General features: G+C 63.7%; 17 protein-coding genes. 12 read left to right on the plus strand and 5 right to left on the minus strand.

Annotation, left to right across the window (positions count from 1 at the left end; all coding sequences use genetic code 11):
- Nucleotides 1-2 precede the first annotated feature (2 nt).
- Complete coding sequence (locus tag IFO71_RS12690) at nt 3-1,235, minus strand: class I SAM-dependent rRNA methyltransferase (RefSeq protein ID WP_192030014.1); 1,233 nt, start codon at nt 1,233-1,235, stop codon at nt 3-5.
- Between the two features lie 104 nt (nt 1,236-1,339).
- Here IFO71_RS12690 and IFO71_RS12695 point away from each other — a divergent pair, with 104 nt between their 5' ends.
- Nucleotides 1,340-3,502: a thioredoxin domain-containing protein gene (locus IFO71_RS12695; RefSeq protein WP_192030015.1), complete on the plus strand. Its 2,163-nt coding sequence runs from the start codon at nt 1,340-1,342 to the stop codon at nt 3,500-3,502.
- Here the strand turns inward: IFO71_RS12695 and IFO71_RS12700 are convergent.
- Together IFO71_RS12700 and IFO71_RS12705 are read right to left on the minus strand one after the other, a co-directional pair.
- Nucleotides 3,462-4,196, minus strand: a complete 735-nt coding sequence (locus IFO71_RS12700) for a TerC family protein (RefSeq protein ID WP_192030016.1) — start codon at nt 4,194-4,196, stop codon at nt 3,462-3,464. The two genes, IFO71_RS12695 and IFO71_RS12700, sit on opposite strands and share 41 nt — an antisense overlap.
- A 3-nt stretch (nt 4,197-4,199) precedes the next feature.
- Entirely contained in the window at nt 4,200-4,598 is a 399-nt protein-coding gene (locus IFO71_RS12705; protein WP_192030017.1) for a diacylglycerol kinase, read from the minus strand.
- Between the two features lie 263 nt (nt 4,599-4,861).
- Between IFO71_RS12705 and IFO71_RS12710 the strand changes: the two genes are divergently transcribed.
- The 3 genes from IFO71_RS12710 (at nt 4,862) to thpR (ending at nt 7,246) form a co-directional block, all read left to right on the plus strand.
- The gene (locus IFO71_RS12710) at nt 4,862-5,515 is read left to right on the plus strand and encodes a DUF533 domain-containing protein (protein ID WP_192030018.1); all 654 of its coding nucleotides are present in this window, start codon (nt 4,862-4,864) and stop codon (nt 5,513-5,515) included.
- Nucleotides 5,516-5,623: 108 nt separating this feature from the next.
- On the plus strand, nt 5,624-6,631 hold the full coding sequence (locus IFO71_RS12715; RefSeq protein WP_192030019.1) for a TIGR00266 family protein: 1,008 nt from the start codon (nt 5,624-5,626) through the stop codon (nt 6,629-6,631).
- 21 nt (nt 6,632-6,652) lie between these two features.
- Nucleotides 6,653-7,246 (plus strand): RNA 2',3'-cyclic phosphodiesterase, encoded by a 594-nt coding sequence (gene thpR / locus IFO71_RS12720; RefSeq protein ID WP_192030020.1) that lies wholly within the window; start codon nt 6,653-6,655, stop codon nt 7,244-7,246.
- Nucleotides 7,247-7,517: 271 nt separating this feature from the next.
- Here the strand turns inward: thpR and hutI are convergent, their stop codons facing one another.
- Nucleotides 7,518-8,738, minus strand: coding sequence for an imidazolonepropionase (gene hutI, locus IFO71_RS12725; RefSeq protein ID WP_192030021.1), 1,221 nt, complete (start codon nt 8,736-8,738; stop codon nt 7,518-7,520).
- A 395-nt stretch (nt 8,739-9,133) separates the two neighbouring features.
- Here hutI and IFO71_RS12730 point away from each other — a divergent pair, with 395 nt between their 5' ends.
- From IFO71_RS12730 to IFO71_RS12760, 7 genes are all read left to right on the plus strand, one after another.
- Nucleotides 9,134-9,811: a thermostable hemolysin gene (locus tag IFO71_RS12730; RefSeq protein WP_192030022.1), complete on the plus strand. Its 678-nt coding sequence runs from the start codon at nt 9,134-9,136 to the stop codon at nt 9,809-9,811.
- Nucleotides 9,808-11,331, plus strand: coding sequence for an AMP-binding protein (locus tag IFO71_RS12735; RefSeq protein WP_192030023.1), 1,524 nt, complete (start codon nt 9,808-9,810; stop codon nt 11,329-11,331). Before IFO71_RS12730 ends, IFO71_RS12735 begins: the two co-directional genes overlap by 4 nt.
- A 29-nt stretch (nt 11,332-11,360) precedes the next feature.
- Nucleotides 11,361-12,035 carry an iron-containing redox enzyme family protein gene (locus IFO71_RS12740; RefSeq protein WP_192030024.1) on the plus strand — a complete coding sequence of 225 codons (675 nt, stop codon included), beginning with the start codon at nt 11,361-11,363 and terminating at the stop codon, nt 12,033-12,035.
- Nucleotides 12,035-12,862: an SDR family oxidoreductase gene (locus tag IFO71_RS12745; protein ID WP_192030025.1), complete on the plus strand. Its 828-nt coding sequence runs from the start codon at nt 12,035-12,037 to the stop codon at nt 12,860-12,862. Before IFO71_RS12740 ends, IFO71_RS12745 begins: the two co-directional genes overlap by 1 nt.
- Entirely contained in the window at nt 12,862-13,578 is a 717-nt protein-coding gene (locus IFO71_RS12750; RefSeq protein ID WP_225444608.1) for a tetratricopeptide repeat protein, read from the plus strand. Before IFO71_RS12745 ends, IFO71_RS12750 begins: the two co-directional genes overlap by 1 nt.
- An 88-nt stretch (nt 13,579-13,666) precedes the next feature.
- A complete protein-coding gene (locus IFO71_RS12755) occupies nt 13,667-14,338 on the plus strand; it encodes a response regulator (RefSeq protein ID WP_192030026.1) in 672 nt (223 codons plus the stop codon).
- Nucleotides 14,335-15,780, plus strand: a complete 1,446-nt coding sequence (locus IFO71_RS12760; protein ID WP_192030027.1) for an ATP-binding protein — start codon at nt 14,335-14,337, stop codon at nt 15,778-15,780. The genes IFO71_RS12755 and IFO71_RS12760 overlap by 4 nt, the downstream gene beginning before the upstream one ends.
- A 6-nt stretch (nt 15,781-15,786) precedes the next feature.
- Here IFO71_RS12760 and IFO71_RS12765 read toward each other — a convergent pair whose 3' ends face one another.
- On the minus strand, nt 15,787-16,935 hold the full coding sequence (locus IFO71_RS12765) for a CaiB/BaiF CoA transferase family protein (protein WP_192030028.1): 1,149 nt from the start codon (nt 16,933-16,935) through the stop codon (nt 15,787-15,789).
- A gap of 78 nt (nt 16,936-17,013) precedes the next feature.
- Here IFO71_RS12765 and IFO71_RS12770 point away from each other — a divergent pair, with 78 nt between their 5' ends.
- Nucleotides 17,014-18,414, plus strand: a complete 1,401-nt coding sequence (locus IFO71_RS12770) for a formimidoylglutamate deiminase (protein ID WP_192030029.1) — start codon at nt 17,014-17,016, stop codon at nt 18,412-18,414.
- The last annotated feature ends 26 nt before the right edge of the window (nt 18,415-18,440 follow it).

Genomic DNA, 18,440 nt, shown 5'->3' on the forward strand with positions numbered 1-18,440 from the left:
GATCAGGCCGGCAAGACCCGACACAGAAAGCCCTTCAGATACTCGGTTTCGGCAATCGCTGCCTGCAGCGGATGGTCGGCGGATTGCTGCAGCTGGGCAATCACCTGAACCTGGCGATCGAGATGCCGGGCGCCGGCCTGAATGGCCTCGAGCAGGGCGCTGCGCGACATGTGATAGCTGCAGGAGGCGCTGACCAGCAGGCCATCGCGGGCCAGCACCTGCATGGCGGCTTCGTTGATCCGACGGTAGGCTAGCGCACCTTCCTTGAAGTCCTTCTTGCGTTTGACGAAGGCCGGTGGATCGACGATGACGATGTCCCAATGTCTGCGCGCTGCACGAGCATTGCGCAGGAAGTCGAACGCATCGAGTTTCACTGCTTCGAGGCGATCGCTGACGGCGTTCAGTTCGGCATTGCGCTCGACCCGCTTGACCGCGTCGGCCGAGGCATCGACGCAGGTGACGAACTCGGCGCCTGCCGCCGCTGCGCGCACGCCCCAGGCGCCGACATAGCTGAACAGATCGAGTACCCGAGCGCCCTTGACCAAGGGCAGCAGGAGCTCTCGGTTGGCCCGCTGATCGTAGAACCAGCCGGTCTTCTGGCCGCCGCTAACGTCGATCTCAAAGCGTTGCTCGCCCTCCTGAACAAGGAGTTCGCTCGGCATATCGCCGAGACTGCACAGCACTTCGCTGCCCAGTTGCTCCATGCCGCGGGCGCTGCTGTCGTTCTTCCAGACGATACTGCGTGGCTTCAACACCTTGATCAATGATTGATCGATCTCCTCGCGCAGACGCTCCATGCCGGCGGTGGTGGCCTGGGCGACCAGCACATCGTCGAAGCGATCGACCGTGAGGCCGGGTAGGCCGTCGCTTTCGCCGTAGACCAATCGGTAGTACGGCTCGCGATACAGGCGCTCGCGCAGGGCCAGAGCGACATTCAGTCGATGGGTAACCAGCGAACGATCGATCACGTGCATCTGCCGGTCGACCAGGCGCGCGCAGATCAGGCTGTTGGGATTGACATAGCCGCTGCCGATCGCCTTGCCGTTGTTTGCCGCGATCACCACCGGCTCGCCTGGCTGGAACTGATTCAGCGGACTGAGCTTGGTATCTACTTCGTTGCTGAAAACCCAGAGATGGCCGGCACGCAGTCGCCGATCTTCGCCACGCTTCAGATACAGCACCGGGAAATCACTCTCGGCAAGGGCGTGATCGTTTGACTCAGGGTGATCGCTCATGGCGCATTCCGGGCAGGGGCATAGGGGGCGTATTCTATGCGCTTCGGTCCCGCTGGTTGCCGTCCGGTCGCCGGCAGGCGGTTACTTCGCGTTCGGGGGCGTCGATGGGCAATCGTCTGGCCACCGCTGCAAGCCTGTATCTGCGCCAGCATGGCGAAGATCCCGTCGACTGGTGGCCGTGGAGCGAGGAGGCTCTGCACACGGCAGAGCGCAGCGGACGACCGATCCTGCTGTCGATTGGCTACTCGGCCTGCCATTGGTGTCACGTGATGGCGCATGAGAGTTTTGCCGATCCCGCCGTGGCCGAGCTGATCAATGCCAACTTCGTGGCGATCAAGGTCGACCGCGAAGAACGGCCAGATCTTGACCGCAACTATCAGCTGGCACATCAGGCACTCAATCGGCGTGCCGGCGGCTGGCCGTTGACCGCCTTCCTCGATCCGTTGCTGCGGTTGCCCTTCTTCATCGGCACCTATTTCCCCCCGAATGCGGCACATGGGCTGCCGGCATTCAGTGATCTGCTGAGCAAACTGGCCACCTGGTATGGCGAGCATCGCAAGGATTGGTCGGTCGAAGTACGCGGGTTGGCCGACTTTCTGCAACAGCACGGTGTCGATCCTGCTGAGCAAGGCCCCTTGCATCGTGGCCCGATAGACGCTGCCGCGGCAGGCCTGCTGGCGGCGGTTGACTGGCAGCATGGCGGTCGCCAGGGAGCGCCGAAGTTCCCGGCGCACAGTGAGCTGGCCTGGGGGCTGGGCCGACTGCCGCGCTGGCAGCGCGACGCCTCGACCGATCCGCTCGATGCACTGCCCATCGACGTGTTGGCGCAGCAAAGTGCGCTGAATGCTTTGCTGCGCGGCGAGCAGCGTGAGGGTGGTGCGCCCGAACATGCCTTGTTCAGCATGGCGCGGATCGTCGACAGCGGTTTGCAGGATCACATCGGCGGTGGCTTCTTTCGCTACTGCGCGGATGCCGACTGGAACCTGCCGCATTTCGAGAAAATGCTGTACGACAACGCGCAATGGCTGAGCAATCTGGCAGAGGCACAGCAGGTCGTTCCCTCGAAGCTGTGGCGCGATGCCGCCTTGGGTGTGGTTCGCTGGCTGCAGGAAGAGATGAGCCTGCCGGAGGGCGGCTTTGCTTCGGCGCTGGATGCCGATTCCGAGGGCGGTGAAGGCGCGAGCTATGTCTGGACGCAGCAGGAATGGCGTGCCTGCCTGGGCGGCGATGCGGGTTGGATGGCTGAAATCTATGGCCTCGACCGCGATGCCAATGCTGGCAACGAACACTGGCATCTGCGGCGTCGGCTTGGCGAACAGGGCCTGTCCGAGTTGGCCGCACGCTTGCAGCTCGATGAGTCGCAGCTGCGCAAGCGGATGGAGCAGTTGAAGCGCGGACTGCGATTGCAGCGGGGACAGCGTCCGGCTCCGCAGCGCGATGAAAAATGTCTGACTGCAGCCAATGGCCTGCTGCTGCGAGGCCTGGTGCAGGCAGCCCGGGCATTCGATCGCAGCGACTGGCTGGAGCTTGCGGTGGAACTATGCGATCAAGTGAGCAGGCGGGTACGCGACGGCAGTCGCTTGCGCGCGCTGGATTATCCGCAGCAGCGCGGCGGCCCCGGCTTTCTGGACGACTACGCGGCCTTGTTGCTCGGTCTGATCGAGCTGTTGCAGGCGCGCTTTCAACCGTTGCTGCTGGAGTGGGCAATTGAACTGGCCGAGAGCTTGTTGCGCGATTTCGAGCATCTGGAAGTGGGTGGCTTCTGGTTCAGCGCCCATGATCAGGTCGAGACCGTGCACCGTGGCAAGCCGGTATTCGATGACGCCGCGCCGGCTGGCAATGCGCTGGCAGCCCGGGGCCTGCAGCAGCTGGGCAGTCTGCTGGCCGAGCCGCGCTACATCCGCGCAGCCGAACGCAGCCTGCGCTCAGCCTGGTCGAGCTTGAGTCAAGCGCCCGATGGCTGTTGTTCGATGTTGCAGGTATTGCAGGCTCACCTGCGGCCGCCGCCGGTGCTGATTGCCCGGCTGGCCAATGTCAGCGAGCATCAGCGCTGGCACCGGGCGCTGCAGCAGGCCGAGCAGCAGCGCTTTGATGTCTATCGGCTGCCCGCGGCCGATAGCCTGCTGCCGACCGCCCTGGAGTCAAAGCGCTGGTTGAGCGGCGGTCGAGTGTATTGGTGCGAGGGGGTGCGCTGCCTGCCGCGCTTCGACAACCCGGTAGCCTTGCTCAGCGCAATGGACCGTTTCGCCGAGAACGCCTCCGGCTGAGCATGTTCAGTGCTTCCACTGCGGCCGAAAAAGCCATGGCGAAATACAGGTAGGAGCGCGGGATGTGCATGCCGAAGCCATCGGCGACCAGGGCCATGCCGACCAGGATCAGGAAACTCAGCGCCAGCATCTTCACTGTCGGGTGCTGATCGATGAACTCGCCGATCGGATTGCTGGCGAAGATCATCACCAGCACCGCCAGCACGATGGCCGCCACCATGATCGGCACCTGACTGACCATGCCGACGGCGGTGATTACCGAGTCGAGCGAAAACACGATGTCGATCACCGCGATCTGCGCGATCACATAGCCGAACACCGCCGCCGGTCGGGTGTGGATGTCCTCGGCCTCGTCGCGACCTTCGACCGTGTCGTGGATTTCCATCGTGCCCTTGAACAACAGGAACAGGCCACCGCCGATCAGCACCAGATCGCGCAGCGAAAAATCCTGACCCCACAGCGAGAACAGGGCTGCGCCGCGGCTGGCCAGGAAGGCCAGAAACAGCAGCAGGATGATGCGGGTGACGCAGGCCAGGGCCAGGCCGATCTTGCGTGCAGCGGGTCGCTGATCATGTGGCAGGCGGCTCACTGCCACCGAGATGAACACCAGGTTATCGACCCCCAGCACAATCTCCAGCGCTGCCAGGGTGAGCAGCGCCACCCAGGCATCGCCACTGCTCAACAGTTCCAGCACCGATCAGCCTGCCAACCGGTCAGCCAGCTGCGGCCACAGCAGCAGGCCCCACACCAGCAGCACATTCATCATCAGCACGAACACCGCCGCCGAGCCCATGTCCTTGGCCCGACCGGCCATCTCGTGATGTTCGGCGCCGTAGCGCTCGATCACCGCCTCGATCGAGGAATTCAGCAACTCGGCCGCCAGCACCAGCAACAGACAGCCGACCAGCAATACGCGCTCGATCGCGTTTTGCCCAAGCCACAGGCCCAATGGCGCAAACAGGCAGAACAGATAAACCTCAAGGCGGAACGAGGCCTCCACTCGCCAGGCGATCTTCAGACCCTTCAGCGACCAGATCGTCGCTTTCCAGACGCCGAGTGGGCCGCGCGGCAACAGACTGCCTTCGTTATCAGCCATGAGCAGACTTCGCGAACAGTGCGGGGAACGCAATCAAATCGGCGCGCATCCGTTGACCACCTCGAATACGGAGAAATACGGTGCCATCAACACGCAAGGCGGGCGCCATTCTGCCCGTGCGGCGAGCGGGCAACAAGGGCGGTAAGTCAGGCGCCGTTGACCGGCTTGCGTCACAGCTTCTACGGGCGCTCGTCTGATACGCCGCAGGGCAGCCTTGGATGGCGTAGGCTTTCAGCCCTGGCAGCCATTCAAAGGAGCGATCGATGTTCAACGCAGAGCGCATGTTAGGACAAATGTTGAGCGGTGCTTTGGGCGGAGCCATGGGCGGCGGCAGTCGACGTCGCCGCGGCGGTTCGATGCTCAGCGGCGCCGCCAAGGCGCAGATTGGTGTCGGTCTGTTGGGGGTGGCCATGGCGGCCTGGGAGCACTACAAGCAGAGCGATGCGCCGGCGGCTCGGGCAGAACCCGGAAACGCGGCATCCACAACAGCGGGAATCGCTGCGGTGCCACCGCCGCCGCCACCGCCGATGCCGGAGATGACCCGCGCCGCGCCGATGATGGATGTGCGTCAGCAACAGGCCGCCTTGCTGATTCGGGCAATGGTTGCGGCAGCGGCGGCAGACGGCGAGATCGATGCTGATGAGCGTGCCGGCATCATTGATCGTGCTCGTGTGCTGGGCGATGAACCGGAGGCCCTGGCTTTCCTCGAGGCGGAGATGCGCCATCCGCTGCGGATTTCTGAACTGGCCGCGCAAGCGCCGTCGAGTTTGCGTCAGGACGTGTATGCCGCGGCGATTCTGGCCATCGAAGTGGATTCAGAGCACGAAAAGCGTTGGTTGGCCGATCTCGCCAGTGCGCTGAAAATCGAGCAGTCCGAGCGCGCCGCCATCCATCAGCAGCTCGGACTGTCTGCATAGGGATTTGCTTTGCCCGGTTGGGCTGACAGGAATGATTTCAGTGCTTGAAGTTGGACTGGATGTTCAAACTTCAAGCCGCAGGATCGAAACTACACAAGAGGTTTAAGCATGAGTCAGTGGTATCTCAGCTACAACGGCCAGCAGACCGGACCGCTTGATCAGGCCGCGGCGGTCGATATGGCCAGCAAGAATCCAAACGGCTATTGCTGGCGTGCCGGGTTTGCCGAATGGCTGCCGATTTCGCGTTGCGCCGAGCTCAGCGCCGGCGGTGGTCAGGCCCTGGTGCCGACGCCGCCGCCGACCGGGCGCCGCGGCGCCGATGAGATCGATTTCAAGATCTATGGCGAGGACATGCAGTTTGTCGAGATCGAACTCGATCCGGGCGAGAGCGCGGTGGCTGAAGCCGGGGCGATGATGTTCAAGGATTCGGTCGTGCAGATGGAAACCGTGTTTGGTGACGGTTCGCACTCCGGCCAGGGCGGCAGCTTCTTCGACAAGCTGGTCGGCGCCGGCAAGCGCATCATTACCGGCGAAAGTCTGTTTACCACCATGTTCAGTCACGCCGGTCAAAGCGGCAAGGCCAAGGTGGCCTTCGCCGCACCCTATCCTGGCACCATCATTCCGCTCACCCTGACCAACTACGGCGGCAAGATCATCGCCCAGAAAGACAGCTTTCTTTGTGCCGCGCGTGGCGTGTCGATTGGCATCCATTTCCAGAAGAAGGTGATGACCGCGCTGTTCGGCGGCGAGGGTTTCATCATGCAGAAGCTGGAAGGCGACGGTCTGGTGTTCGTCCATGCCGGCGGCACCATCGTCGAGCGTGAGCTGAAGGCCGGCGAGCGGATCGACGTCGATACCGGCTGCGTGGTCGCCCATACTTCCAGCGTGGACATGGATGTCAAGCCGGTCGGTGGCGTCAAGTCGATGCTGTTTGGCGGCGAGGGCGTTTTCCTCGCCACCCTGACTGGCCCAGGACACGTCTGGCTGCAAAGCCTGCCGTTCTCGCGCATGGCCGGACGCATCCATGCGGCGGCCCCGCAGCGCGGTGGAAGTCGTGGTGAAGGCTCGGTGCTGGGTGGCCTGGGCAATCTGCTGGATGGCGACAACAGCTTCTAAGTCTGCGTTCAGAGCAGGCGCATGAGCGACGCGCCTGCCCTCCTGTCACGCGCCTTTCTGGCCGCCCTGCCGACCCTGGCGGGGCGCTCGGCGCTGCTCGATCTGCAGGATTGCCTGCAAGCGTCCCTGGTCGACATCGATCAGGGCTGGACGCTGGCCGATGATCTTCACCTGACCTTGCGCTTTCTCGGCGACCTGTCGCCAGCGCAGGCCGAGTCATGGTGCGATTTCGTCACGCAGTTGACCCTGCCGCCGAGCTTTGACTTGTGCTTCGAGCGGCTGGACTTCTGGCCGCCGCGGGCGCCAGGGCTGGCTGTGGCACGCTTGGTCGGCATCCCAGACTTGAGCGATCTGGCGCTGCGCTGCGAGCAGCAGGCTCGGGCTTGCGGCCTGCACGCTGAAACCAGAAGCTATGTGCCGCACATCACCCTGCTGCGCAGCAAGCGACGTCTATCGCGCTTGCCAGCCCTCAAGCCGCAGCCATTCTCCCTTGGGTTCGAGCGTGTGGCCCTGATGATGCGCGCCTCACCGGCCCAGGCCAGCGCTCGCTATGCTGTCCACGCAAGCTGGCCATTGACGGGCGCTGCAGGCGGGCTCATTGAACCGGCCAATTGATTTTCAATTGGCCGGTTCATCGTCATGCCTGGGTTGTCGTGCTTTTCGCTACCCAGGAACCTCGCTTTGCGAGACCGCTGGGCAGTAGAAGATCGGCTCCCTAACCCCACCCCAGCCCTCCCCGAACATCGGGGAGTTCCGGGGCACCAGCCGGCGCGCGAAAATTCAGTGCGCATCGGTCTCTCCCAGTGGGCGGATGAGGCTCCGAATACGCCGGGCGGTCGGCCAACTGATTCCACGTTTCTCACTCGCCGCGGTGCCGAGCGTCCGCTCAGTGTGTCGAGCCGCCGCCGATCCACACCTGACGTGGCGGCAGCCCGCCAATCCAGTAGCTAAGTTCGGCCGGTTGCTCGGCATCCCATAGCACCAGGTCGGCGCGCATGCCGGGCTTGAGCTGGCCCCGATCGGCCAGGCCCAAGGCACGCGCGGCGTTTACCGTGGTGCCGCGCAGGGCTTCTTCCGGGGTTAGGCGGAACAGGGTGCAGGCCATGCTCAAGGCCAGGCGCAGCGAGGTGATCGGCGAAGTGCCCGGGTTGAGGTCGGTGGCCACCGCCATCGGCACGCCCAGCTCGCGCATCCGCTGAATCGGTGGCAGCTGGGTCTCGCGCAGGGCGTAGAACGCAGCCGGCAACAGCACCCCGACCGTGCCCGCGCCTGCCATCGCCTGTACACCTTGTTCCGATGTGTACTCGATATGGTCGGCAGACAGTCCCTTGAATTCGGCCACCAGGCCGGCGCCGCCGCCATCGCTAAGCTGATCAGCATGCAGTTTCACCGGCAGCCCCAGTCGACGCGCGGCCTCGAACACTCGCCGGGTCTGGGCTAGGCTGAAACCGACGGTTTCACAGAAAGCGTCGACGGCATCGGCTACCCCACTCACCGCGACCGCCGGCAGCATTTCATGGCAGACCAGGTCGATGTAGTCATCGGCGCGGCCGACATATTCCGGCGGCAGGGCATGGGCGCCAAGAAAGGTAGTGCAGACGTCCTGGCCGGTGAGGGCGCCCAGTTCGCGCGCCACCCGCAGCATGCGCAGTTCGTCCTGCTCACTTAACCCATAACCCGACTTTACTTCCAGCGTGGTGACGCCGTCGGCCAACAACTGACGTGCCCGCTTCTCAGCGCTCAGCAACAAAGCATGGTCGTCGGCTTCACGGGTGGCGCGCACGGTGCTGGCGATGCCGCCACCGGCGGCAGCGATGTCCTGATAGCTTCGTCCCTGAAGTCGCATTTCGAACTCGTTGGCGCGATCGCCGCCAAACACCAGATGGGTGTGGCAATCGATCAGGCCGGGAGTGAGCAAGGCGCCGCCGGCATCGATGACCTGGCCATGGCGCGGCGCCGAGTCACTGTCGCCGACATAGGTGATCTTGCCCTGCGACCAGGCCACAGCACCTGATTCGATCATGCCGTAACCCTGTGCTTGATCCAGGCGGCAGACGCGGGCGTTGAGCACGCAGCCGCTGTGTAGATCGGGAGTTGAGTCTGTCATGGTGGGTGCCGGGTGGTTGAGCAGTGCTCCATTCTGCCTGGGTCGGAGGCGGATGTCGGCCCCGCAGCCGTAGGCGCTGCCCGTGGCAATCATGTGAGGGTGGCGTGAGCAGTGGTCTATTGATTCGGCAACTTGAAGTTCGAACATCCTGTTCAACTTCAATTTCCGCGCGTCGGGTACCGTTCGACAGGCTCGCGGCGGGCATGCCCGTATGCGCGGGCGCTTCACAGTGACTGGGTCGCAGCGCGCGAGCAGCGCTGCTCCATTGAACCGGCGGCCTTTCTGAATTCCTAACCATCGACTAATGCGGCACTAACACCGCGCTAAAACTGGCTTAAGTTGCGGCCTGCATTCTGTGCGCCATGCAAGGAGATCACTGGAGCGAGGATGCGCGGATGCCAACTATAGAACCTGCCATCGGTAGCAGATTTTCCCACGCCCGTTTGCTCGATGCGCAGCATCCCGAGCGCGGCAAGGCGGAAGCCTTTGTGGCGGAGGTTTATCAGGCGCGATTTTCTGCGCGGATCACCGAGTTCATGCCGCACTTGCTGTGCTTCTACCAGCACGAGCAATTGGCTGCCGTGGTCGGCTTACGTTGCGCGGCTCGCGAAACGCTGTTCTGCGAGACCTATCTCGGTGGTGCCGCTGAGTCGGTTATCGCTGAGCAGGTGAGAGCGCCGGTCTCACGAAGGCAGATCGTCGAGATGGGCAACTTTGCTGCCAATGATGCCGGTACCGGTCGGCGTCTGATCCTGTCCTTGATACCGTTGTTGAACGAGGCAGGCAGTCGCTTTGTGATGTTCGTGGCGACTCGCCAGCTGCGCAATGCCTTTGCCCGGCTTGGTCTGCAGCCGATCAGTCTGGGCGCGGCCGATGCGCAGCGTCTGGGTGCCGCGGCCGGGCAGTGGGGGCGTTACTACGACGAGCAGCCCCAGGTCATGGTCGGCGATCTGACGCGCGCCCCAAGCTGGGCTACGGCGCCCAGCGCGCTTGACGCCTGCGCGAAGGCCGCGTCGACGATTCGCTCGAACAATCCCTTACTGCAGTCCAGACTTTGTGTGGAGTCTCGATGAGCGCGCTCTGGAAAGCCCTGGCGTCGGCGCTGAGCCAGCCTGCATGTCGACTCTCCGACTCCCATGCATCCATCCGCGGTGCAGATCTGCTCGCCGCTATCGAGCGAATCGCCGACCGCTTGCTTGGCCTCGGAGTGAGACGCGCAGCCAGCCGACTGGACAATGGCCTGGCCTGGCTGAACTTCGAGTTTGCCTTGCAGTCGCTGGGTTGTTTGCATGTGCCCTTGCCGACCTATTTCAGCCCCGAGCAGGTCGGGCACGCGCTCGACTTGGTCGGGGTTGATGCCCTGTTGCTACCGGCGGGGGTTGCGCCAGCTGGCGCGGCGTGGCGGCCGCTGAGCGACTGGCCGCTTGCCGCCACCGGTTTGTGGTTGCGCGAACCCAGGTCGACCCCGCTGCCTTCAGGTGCGCGACTCGTCACTTTCACTTCGGGCACCACGGCCCAGCCCAAGGGCGTTTGCCTGGAGGATGAGCTGCTGCTGCGGGTGGCGCTGTCGTTGGGCGAGGCCAGTGCCGCAGCTCGGGTGGAACGACATGTATCGGTGTTGCCGCTGGCCACCTTGCTCGAGCAGGTCGGTGTGATGGCAGCTCTGCTGGCGGGGGCGTCGGTGCATCTGCCGTCACTGTCGCAGTTGGGCTACAGCGGTGCCAGCGGTCTTGATGCGAAGCGCTTCCTACACACCATCGCCGTCGCCAGGGGGCACAGTCTGATCCTGGTGCCACAATTGCTGGAGGGTCTGATCTGCGAACTCGAGGCTGGTTTCGAACTGGCCCAGCCGCTGCGTTTTGTCGCCGTCGGCGGTGCGCAGGTGGCAGCCGATCTGCATCAGCGCGCCGAGACGCTGGGTTTGCCGGTGTTCGAAGGCTACGGCCTGAGTGAATGCGGGTCGGTGGTAGCGCTCAATCGACCCGGTTCGAACAGGCCCGGCAGCGTCGGCCTGCCCTTGCCGCATCTGCGGCTGCGCATTGACCCGAACGGCGAGCTGCAGGTCGCCGGGGCGCGCATGCTGGGCTATGTCGGATCGACGTCTGGCGATGACGATGCGTTGGATTCGGAGTGGCTGTCGACCGGCGACCTGGTCCGCTTCGATGATGATGGTTATTTGTATATCGCCGGACGGCGCAAGCATCAGTTCATCACCGCCTACGGTCGCAACGTCAATCCGGAGTGGCCGGAGGCGGCGCTCACGGCGCAGCCGTCGATTGCGCAGGCCTTCGTGCATGGCGAAGCGCGACCGTTCAATGTCGCCGTGCTGGTGCCCAGAGGTTCTGATCGGAGCGATGCTGAGCTACAGGCTGCGCTCGATCAGGTCAATGCCAGCCTGCCCGACTACGCGCGCATCAGTCGCTGGCTGCGTGCCGAGCAACCCTTTGCCATAGCCAATGGGTTGGCGACCGCGAACGGCAGGCTGCGTCGCGAGGCCATTCTGGCCCGCCATCAGGACGCCATCGAGCTGCTCTACGCCGCATCACCCAACCCATATCGTTCCGCTGGACGGGAAATGGGTCTGGCGGTGTGATCCGATCCACCATCAACAAGGGATTGAACATGGGCTTTCATCAACAGCTGTTGCACGAGACTGAAGCTGCGCGTCAGCGCATGCTGCGCATTCCGATCATCGGTCGGGCGCTGCAGGGCAGCATCGATCGAGATGACTACACCGCTTTCCTCGGTCAGGCCTACCACCACGTTCGTCACACTACGCCGCTGCTGATGGCCTGCGGTGCGCGCTTGCCGGCGCGCCTGGAATGGCTACGCAGCGCCTTGGTGCACTACATCGAAGAAGAGGTGGGGCACCAGGAGTGGATACTCGATGACCTGGTGGCATTGGGGCAGGACCGCGCACGGTGTGCGCAGAGCGAACCCTGGTTTGAGACCGAGCTGATGGTGGCCTACGCCTACGACACCATCGCCCGCGGCAACCCGGTCGGATTCTTCGGCATGGTCCTGGTGCTGGAGGGCAGTTCGGTGGCCTTGGCAACACAAGCGGCCCAGGCCATCGAGCACACTCTCTCCCTGCCTCGAAATGCGTTCAGCTACTTGCGATCACACGGTGAGCTGGATGCAGAGCACACCGAATTCTTCGCCGGGCTGATGGATCGGCTGGATGACGCTGAGGATCAAGGCGCGGTGATTCATGCGGCGAATCGCTTCTATCGCCTGTACGGCGATATGTTTCGAGCTCTGCAGGCTCGCAGCGCCCAGATGGCGGAGGCGGCCTGATGCGCATTCAAGCTTCCTGCGATGTGCTGATCACCGGCGCCAGTGGCGGTATCGGCAGTGCTCTGGCACTGGCCTGCGCAGCACGCGGGGCGCACGTGCTGGCCTGCGGCCGCAACCGCGACCGCCTGGACGCCATCGTTGCCCGTGCCCGGTCGATGCCCGGCCGGCTGCAGACGCTGCGGGCGGACATCGGCAGCAGCGAAGGCCGCTCGAGCCTGGTCGATGCCACCACTCGATTCAATGGGTCATCGATGGTTCTGCTGCACGCAGCCGCCCGCAATCAGCTTGCCCTGTTCGCTGACCAGACCGAACGCGATGTTCAGGAAATCATGCAGATCAATGCGATCGCGCCACTGGCGCTGACGCGTGCCCTGCTACCGATGTTGCTGCGACGTGAATCGGCCGCGGTAGTGGCGATCGGCTCGACCTTCGGCAGCATTGGCTATCCCGGCTTTGCCAGCTACTCGGCCAGCAAGTTTGCCTTGCGCGGCGCGATGGAGAGCCTGGCGCGGGAATACGCCGACAGCAGCCTCTGCTTTCAATGGCTGGCGCCGCGCGCCACCGACACGGAAATGAATGACGCTCGGACCCGTGCCTTGAATCAGGAGCTCAAGGTGGCGGTCGACGCTCCGGAAAAAGTCGCCTTGGCCATTCTCGATGCGATTGAGGCCGGCCGTCGACGCCAGCAAATTGGCTGGCCGGAAAAGCTGTTCGCCCGTCTCAATGGCGTGTTCCCCGAATTGGTCGACCGCGCGCTGCGCGGCCAGTTGTCCGCCATACGACGCCATGCGCAACCTGCTGCGTCTGTTACCGAAGGAGTCCTGTGATGAAACTGCAACTTGCCCTGTCCATTGGTCTTTGTCTGTCTCTTGCGGTGCCAGTCGCCGCGCTGGCCGACACTGTAGAGTCGGCGTCTGTTAACGAAGCACTCAGCGCGGCCGCCATGCCGCAGCAAGGGCTGAGTCCGGCCGATCAGGCCTTGGGCCTGATTCAGACCCGTTGGGCCGAGATCAAGTATCAAGTGGCGCAAAAACAGCAGGATGACGCCTATCAGGCGCTGCTCGCCGATGTGGACAAACTACGTGCTCAGTATCCAGATGACCTGCGGCTCGCCGTGTGGCAGGGCATCATCCTATCAACCCAAGCTGGGGCTCGTGGAGGGCTGGGCGCGCTGTCCCTGTGCAAGCAGGCGCGCACGGTATTCGAGCAGGCCATCGCCGCCGATGCCGCCGTGCTGGAAGGCTCGGCCTACACCAGTCTCGGCAGCTTGTACTACCAGGTGCCTGGTTGGCCGATTGGCTTTGGCGATGACGACAAGGCCAAGGAGCTGCTGTTGAAGGGCTTGGCGATCAATCCAAATGGTATCGACGCGAACTTCTTCTACGCCGATTTCCTGTTCGACCAAGGCGACTATCAGGGCGCTGCCGCGGCATTGCAGAAGGTGCTGAGCGCGCCATCGCGTCCCGGCCGCGATCTGGCCGATCAGGGGCGACGCGAAGAAGCCGAGGTGCTGCTGGCCAAGGTCAAGCGCAAGCTGAGCTGAGCCTGGAGTATTGCGCTGGGTCCTGGGCAACGATCCGGCGTCGCTTGAGGCATCATGAGCGAGGAACTGCCGTTGATCGAGGTGATCCGTGCGGGTATTGCTGGTTGAGGATGATGCCTCCCTGGGGGCCGGGCTGCAGACCGCCCTGCGCTCGGCAGGCTATACCGTCGATCTGCTGACCGATGGCAATGCGGCCGTGCTGGCAGCCGAGCACGGTCATGCCGAAGCCATGGTGCTTGACCTGGGCCTGCCGCGGCTGGATGGCATGCAGGTGATCCAGCGACTGCGGGCGCAGGCATCTGACCTGCCGATCCTGGTGCTGACGGCACGTGACCGGGTCAGTGAGCGGGTCGCCGCCCTCGATGCTGGCGCCGATGACTTTCTTGGCAAGCCGTTCGACTTGAGTGAGTTGCAGGCGCGCCTGCGTGCCTTGATTCGCCGTCGCGCCGGCCGCCGCAGCGAAACCTTGAGCTGTGGTTCGCTGGTTCTTGATCCGGCCAAGTTCGAGGCGCGCATCGACGGGCAGCGTCTGGAGCTGCCGCGGCGCGAGTTTGCCCTGCTGCGACTTCTGGTCGAAGGGGCTGGCAGGGTGGTCAGCAAGGATGCATTGCAGCAGCACTTGTACGGCTGGGACGATGATGTCGGCAGCAATGCACTGGAAGTGCATGTTCATCACTTGCGGAAGAAGCTGCCGAATGACTGGATCCGCACCGTGCGTGGCGTCGGCTATATGCTGATCGAGCAGCCAGGAGCGGCATGAATTCGCTATCGCGCTGGTTGCTGATCGGGATTCTTTGCGCCTTGTTGCTCAGTGGCTTGATCAGCGGCTATGCGGCCTATCGATCGGGTCAGATCGAGGCCGGCGAGCTGTTCGATGCCAAGCTGGCACATTCGGCCCGGGTGCTGCTCAGTCTGATCGATCAACGTTTGGCTGAGGGCGACCCGCCCACACAGCCGATCGTGGTCGACGTCTGGTCAGGGCATGCCGAAGGGCGCGGCGGAGATCTCGCTACAACGGAAGGTCATGCCTACGAAACCAAGCTGGCGTTCCAGGTCTGGTCGGCGCAGCGACAGCTGTTACTGCGCTCGCACAGCGCGCCGGAGCAACCACTGGGGCCGGTGACGCCGGGCTTTCACTCGGTGCAGCTCGACGATGGGCAGTGGCGCAGCTTTGCGCTGCAGGCTGCCAGCGGTCGCTGGTATGTGACCGGTGAGCGCGATGACGCGCGTCGAGAAATCGCCGAAGAAATTGCCGCGGGCTTGCTGTTGCCGCTGCTACTGCAGATTCCCCTGTTGGGCCTGTTCATTGGTTGGCTCATCGGCGTCGGTGAACGTTCACTGCGGCGGGTCGTTGCCGAGGTGGAAGTGCGTGCTGCGGATCGTCTGCAGCCGCTTGAAATCGGCAAGGTGCCGAGCGAGATCGCGCCCCTGGTCAGCTCGATCAATCGCCTGCTCGGCGGTTTGCGTGGCGCGCTCGAGCGCGAACGTCGCTTCACCGCGGATGCGGCGCACGAGCTACGCACGCCGCTGGCAGCGCTGCAAGTGCACCTGGACAATATGCGCAATGCCGACTCGACCTCGGCGCGTGACGAGTCGGTCGAGCGCCTGCAGCAAAGTGTCCATCGCATGCGCAGAATGGTTGAGCAGTTGCTCGAGCTGGCCCGCCTGGAGCCCGAGCACATCCGCGAGGGGGTCGAGTCAATCGATATGGCGGGCCTGGCACGCGAGGTAATGGCAGAACTGGCGGCGACCAAGTCAGGCTGCGCCCATAACATGGAGTTACGGGAGGAGGATGGCTTGCCCCGCGTCAGTGGCTGGTCGGCATCGATTGAGATCCTGCTACGCAATCTGGTCGACAATGCACTGCGTTTCTCGCCACCGGGCAGCGATGTGCGGGTCAGTCTGGCACAGCGCGACTCGCGCCTGGTGCTGACGGTGGAGGACGGCGGGCCGGGCCTGGAGCAGCACGCTCATCAGCGGGTGCTGCAGCGCTTTCATCGCGAACTGGGCACCGGGGTCGAGGGCAGCGGTCTTGGGCTCTCGATCGTGTCGCAGGTGGTCAGCCTGCACGGCGCCACGCTGCAGCTGGAGCGTTCAGTCGATCTCGGCGGTCTGTCGGTCTCGGTCAGTTTTCCCTTGCACCGCTCAGATCAGCAACTGGCTCGGTTACCAAATAGCAACGGTACGTTGCAGGGGTTCTGATGGCTGCTACGCGTCGCTGGTGCCTTTGTGGCCGCGCAACAGGCGCTCGACCGCGGCGCGACCCGCGTCGAGCACGGGCGGTGGGGTGCGGTATTGGGCTGGGCTGGCACTCAGCTTGATCGGGTTGGCCAGCATTGGGATGCCGTCGAGCTCGATCTTCATGCCCAGTTCCGCGGTCAGTGGGTGCTCCAGGGCCTGCTCGACGTTCAGCACCGGCGCGGCCGGTATGTTGCACTGCTGCAGCAGGTTGAGCCAGTGGCCTCTTGGCTTCTGTGCAAACAACTCGCTCAGTTGCGCAATCAACTCATCGCGATGTCGTACCCGGTCGGGATTGCTCTTGAAGCGCGCATCCGTGCCCAACTGCGGGCGCTCGATCACCACACAGAATTCCCGCCACAGTTTGTCGCTGGCTACCGCCAGGGCGAACCAGTCATCGCTGGCGCGAAAGGTCTGGTAGGGCACGATATTGGGGTGGGCATTGCCATAACGAGGCGCTGCCTGGCCACTGAACAGTGAGTTCGATGCGACATTGGCCAGCATCTGCAACTGACTGCCGAACAGAGAGACGTCAACGTGCTGACCGCGGCCGCTCAGTTCGCGCTGGCGCAATGCGGCCAGAATGCCGATGGTGGCGTTCTGTGCGCAGAACAGATCGGCCACAGCGACACCGACTTTCATCGGCTCGCCGTCGACAGCGCCGGTGATCGACATCAGGCCGGCTTCTGCCTGCACCACGAAATCAAAGCCGGGTCGTGTCGACTGCTCAGTGTGGCGGCCATAGCCGGAAATTGAACAGACGATCAGCGTCGGGTAGCGCTCACTCAGGCTGGCATAGTCAAAACCCAGGACACGCTCCTGGCCGCCGCGAAAGTTTTCGATCAGTACATCGGCCCAGTTCAGCAATTGCTCGATCAGCGGTGCCTGGGCCGGGTCTTTCAGATCAATGGCGATGGCCTGCTTGTTGCGGTTGGCGCAGGTGAAATAGGCTGACAGTTCGCCGCGAAACGGCGGTCCCCAGCGACGCGTCTCATCGCCTTCCGGCGGCTCGACCTTGATTACCTGCGCGCCGAAGTCGGCCAGGGTCTGACTGCACCAGGGCCCGGCCAGGATGCGGGAAAGATCGAGCACTTTGAGGCCGTCGAGGGCGGATGGCATGTTCGGGCGATCGCGATCGGTGGACAATGGGGCAGGCTGCGAGTGTAATCCGCCGCAGAGCAGGAGGTTGGAATCGCAATGGACGGAATCAAGCGTTACTTCGCCGATCACGTGTGGATGGTGGACGGCTGGCATCTCGATGTCGCCATCGACATCGATGCCAGCGGGCACTTTGTCGCCCTGGTGCCGCGAAGTGAACGTGGTGATCGCGACTACCTGGGGCGCTGGGTGGTGCCCGGGGTGCCGAATCTGCACTCGCACGCCTTTCAGCGCGCGATGGCCGGGCTGGCCGAGCGCCGTGGTCATCTTGGAGGGCATGAGCAGGACAGCTTCTGGACCTGGCGTGAAGTGATGTACGCCTTTGCTCAGGTAGTTGAGCCAGAGTCACTGCAGGCCATCGCCGCTCAGCTCTACCTGGAGATGCTCGAAGCCGGCTACACCCACGTCTGCGAATTCCACTATCTGCACCATGCGCCGAACGGCAAGCCGTACGCTGATCCAGCCGCCATGTCGCGGGCCTTGCTGGCCGCCGCCGACGAGGTCGGCATCGGCATCACCTTGTTGCCGGTGCTGTATATGAGCGGTGGCTTCGACGGTCGCCCGCTCAGCGAGCGACAGCAACGCTTCCGCTGTGACGTCGATCAGTATCTACGACTGTTGGAAACGGTGGAGCAGGCCTGCGGCCCGCGGCACAATGCCGGTCTGTGCTTTCACAGCCTGCGAGCGGTGCCGGAAGCGTCGATGCGCGCGGTGCTGGAAGCCAGTCTGGCGCCGCGGCCGGTGCATATCCATGTCGCCGAGCAGCAGGCCGAAGTGCTGGAGTGCGTAGCCGTTCGCGGCGCCCGCCCGGTGCAATGGCTGCTCAACAACATGCCGCTGGACGAACGCTGGAGCCTGATCCATGCCACCCACGTCGATGCCGACGAGATTGCCGGCATGGCGCGGCAGGGCGTGGTGGCTGGGCTGTGCCCGAGTACCGAGGGCAATCTGGGCGATGGCCTGTTTCCGCTGGAGCAGTTCATGAAGGTGGGCGGGCGTTTTGGCATCGGCTCGGACAGTCATGTCTCGGTCTCGCCGACCGAAGAGCTGCGTTGGCTGGAGTACGGCCAGCGGCTGGTGTCGCAGCGGCGCAATATCGCCTTTTCGACCAATCGCAGCACCGGCGAGGCGCTTCTGACCTACGCCATCGGTGGCGGCGCGCAGGCCAGTGGCGCATCGATTGGCTGGTTCGAGGAGGCCGATGTCGACGCTTACACACAAGGTTCCCGCGCTGATCTGATTGTGCTCGACGAAACAGCGCCGGCACTGGTGGCGCGCGACAAGCCTGCGGTGATCGATAGCTGGCTGTTCTCCGGCAATCGATCGGCCATTCGTCATGTGATGGTGGGCGGCGAATGGCGCGTGCGCGAGGGGCTGCATCCGCAGCGGCTGCGGATCGCCCAGCGCTATGCCGATACGGTGTCTGCACTGAAGGGGTAGTTGATCGAATCACCGGCAGCCTGACC

The organism is Pseudomarimonas arenosa (genome assembly GCF_014841215.1).
In the GTDB taxonomy this organism is placed as follows: domain Bacteria; phylum Pseudomonadota; class Gammaproteobacteria; order Xanthomonadales; family Xanthomonadaceae; genus Pseudomarimonas; species Pseudomarimonas arenosa.

Bases quoted from the DNA above. Each gene is read 5' to 3' on its own strand.
- IFO71_RS12690 (WP_192030014.1), bottom strand. From the start codon at position 1,235: ATGAGCGATCACCCTGAGTCAAACGATCACGCCCTTGCCGAGAGTGAT.
- IFO71_RS12695 (WP_192030015.1), top strand. From the start codon at position 1,340: ATGGGCAATCGTCTGGCCACCGCTGCAAGCCTGTATCTGCGCCAGCAT.
- IFO71_RS12705 (WP_192030017.1), bottom strand. From the start codon at position 4,598: ATGGCTGATAACGAAGGCAGTCTGTTGCCGCGCGGCCCACTCGGCGTC.
- IFO71_RS12710 (WP_192030018.1), top strand. From the start codon at position 4,862: ATGTTCAACGCAGAGCGCATGTTAGGACAAATGTTGAGCGGTGCTTTG.
- IFO71_RS12715 (WP_192030019.1), top strand. From the start codon at position 5,624: ATGAGTCAGTGGTATCTCAGCTACAACGGCCAGCAGACCGGACCGCTT.
- thpR (WP_192030020.1), top strand. From the start codon at position 6,653: ATGAGCGACGCGCCTGCCCTCCTGTCACGCGCCTTTCTGGCCGCCCTG.
- hutI (WP_192030021.1), bottom strand. From the start codon at position 8,738: ATGACAGACTCAACTCCCGATCTACACAGCGGCTGCGTGCTCAACGCC.
- IFO71_RS12730 (WP_192030022.1), top strand. From the start codon at position 9,134: ATGCCAACTATAGAACCTGCCATCGGTAGCAGATTTTCCCACGCCCGT.
- IFO71_RS12735 (WP_192030023.1), top strand. From the start codon at position 9,808: ATGAGCGCGCTCTGGAAAGCCCTGGCGTCGGCGCTGAGCCAGCCTGCA.
- IFO71_RS12740 (WP_192030024.1), top strand. From the start codon at position 11,361: ATGGGCTTTCATCAACAGCTGTTGCACGAGACTGAAGCTGCGCGTCAG.
- IFO71_RS12745 (WP_192030025.1), top strand. From the start codon at position 12,035: ATGCGCATTCAAGCTTCCTGCGATGTGCTGATCACCGGCGCCAGTGGC.
- IFO71_RS12750 (WP_225444608.1), top strand. From the start codon at position 12,862: ATGAAACTGCAACTTGCCCTGTCCATTGGTCTTTGTCTGTCTCTTGCG.
- IFO71_RS12760 (WP_192030027.1), top strand. From the start codon at position 14,335: ATGAATTCGCTATCGCGCTGGTTGCTGATCGGGATTCTTTGCGCCTTG.
- IFO71_RS12765 (WP_192030028.1), bottom strand. From the start codon at position 16,935: ATGCCATCCGCCCTCGACGGCCTCAAAGTGCTCGATCTTTCCCGCATC.
- IFO71_RS12770 (WP_192030029.1), top strand. From the start codon at position 17,014: ATGGACGGAATCAAGCGTTACTTCGCCGATCACGTGTGGATGGTGGAC.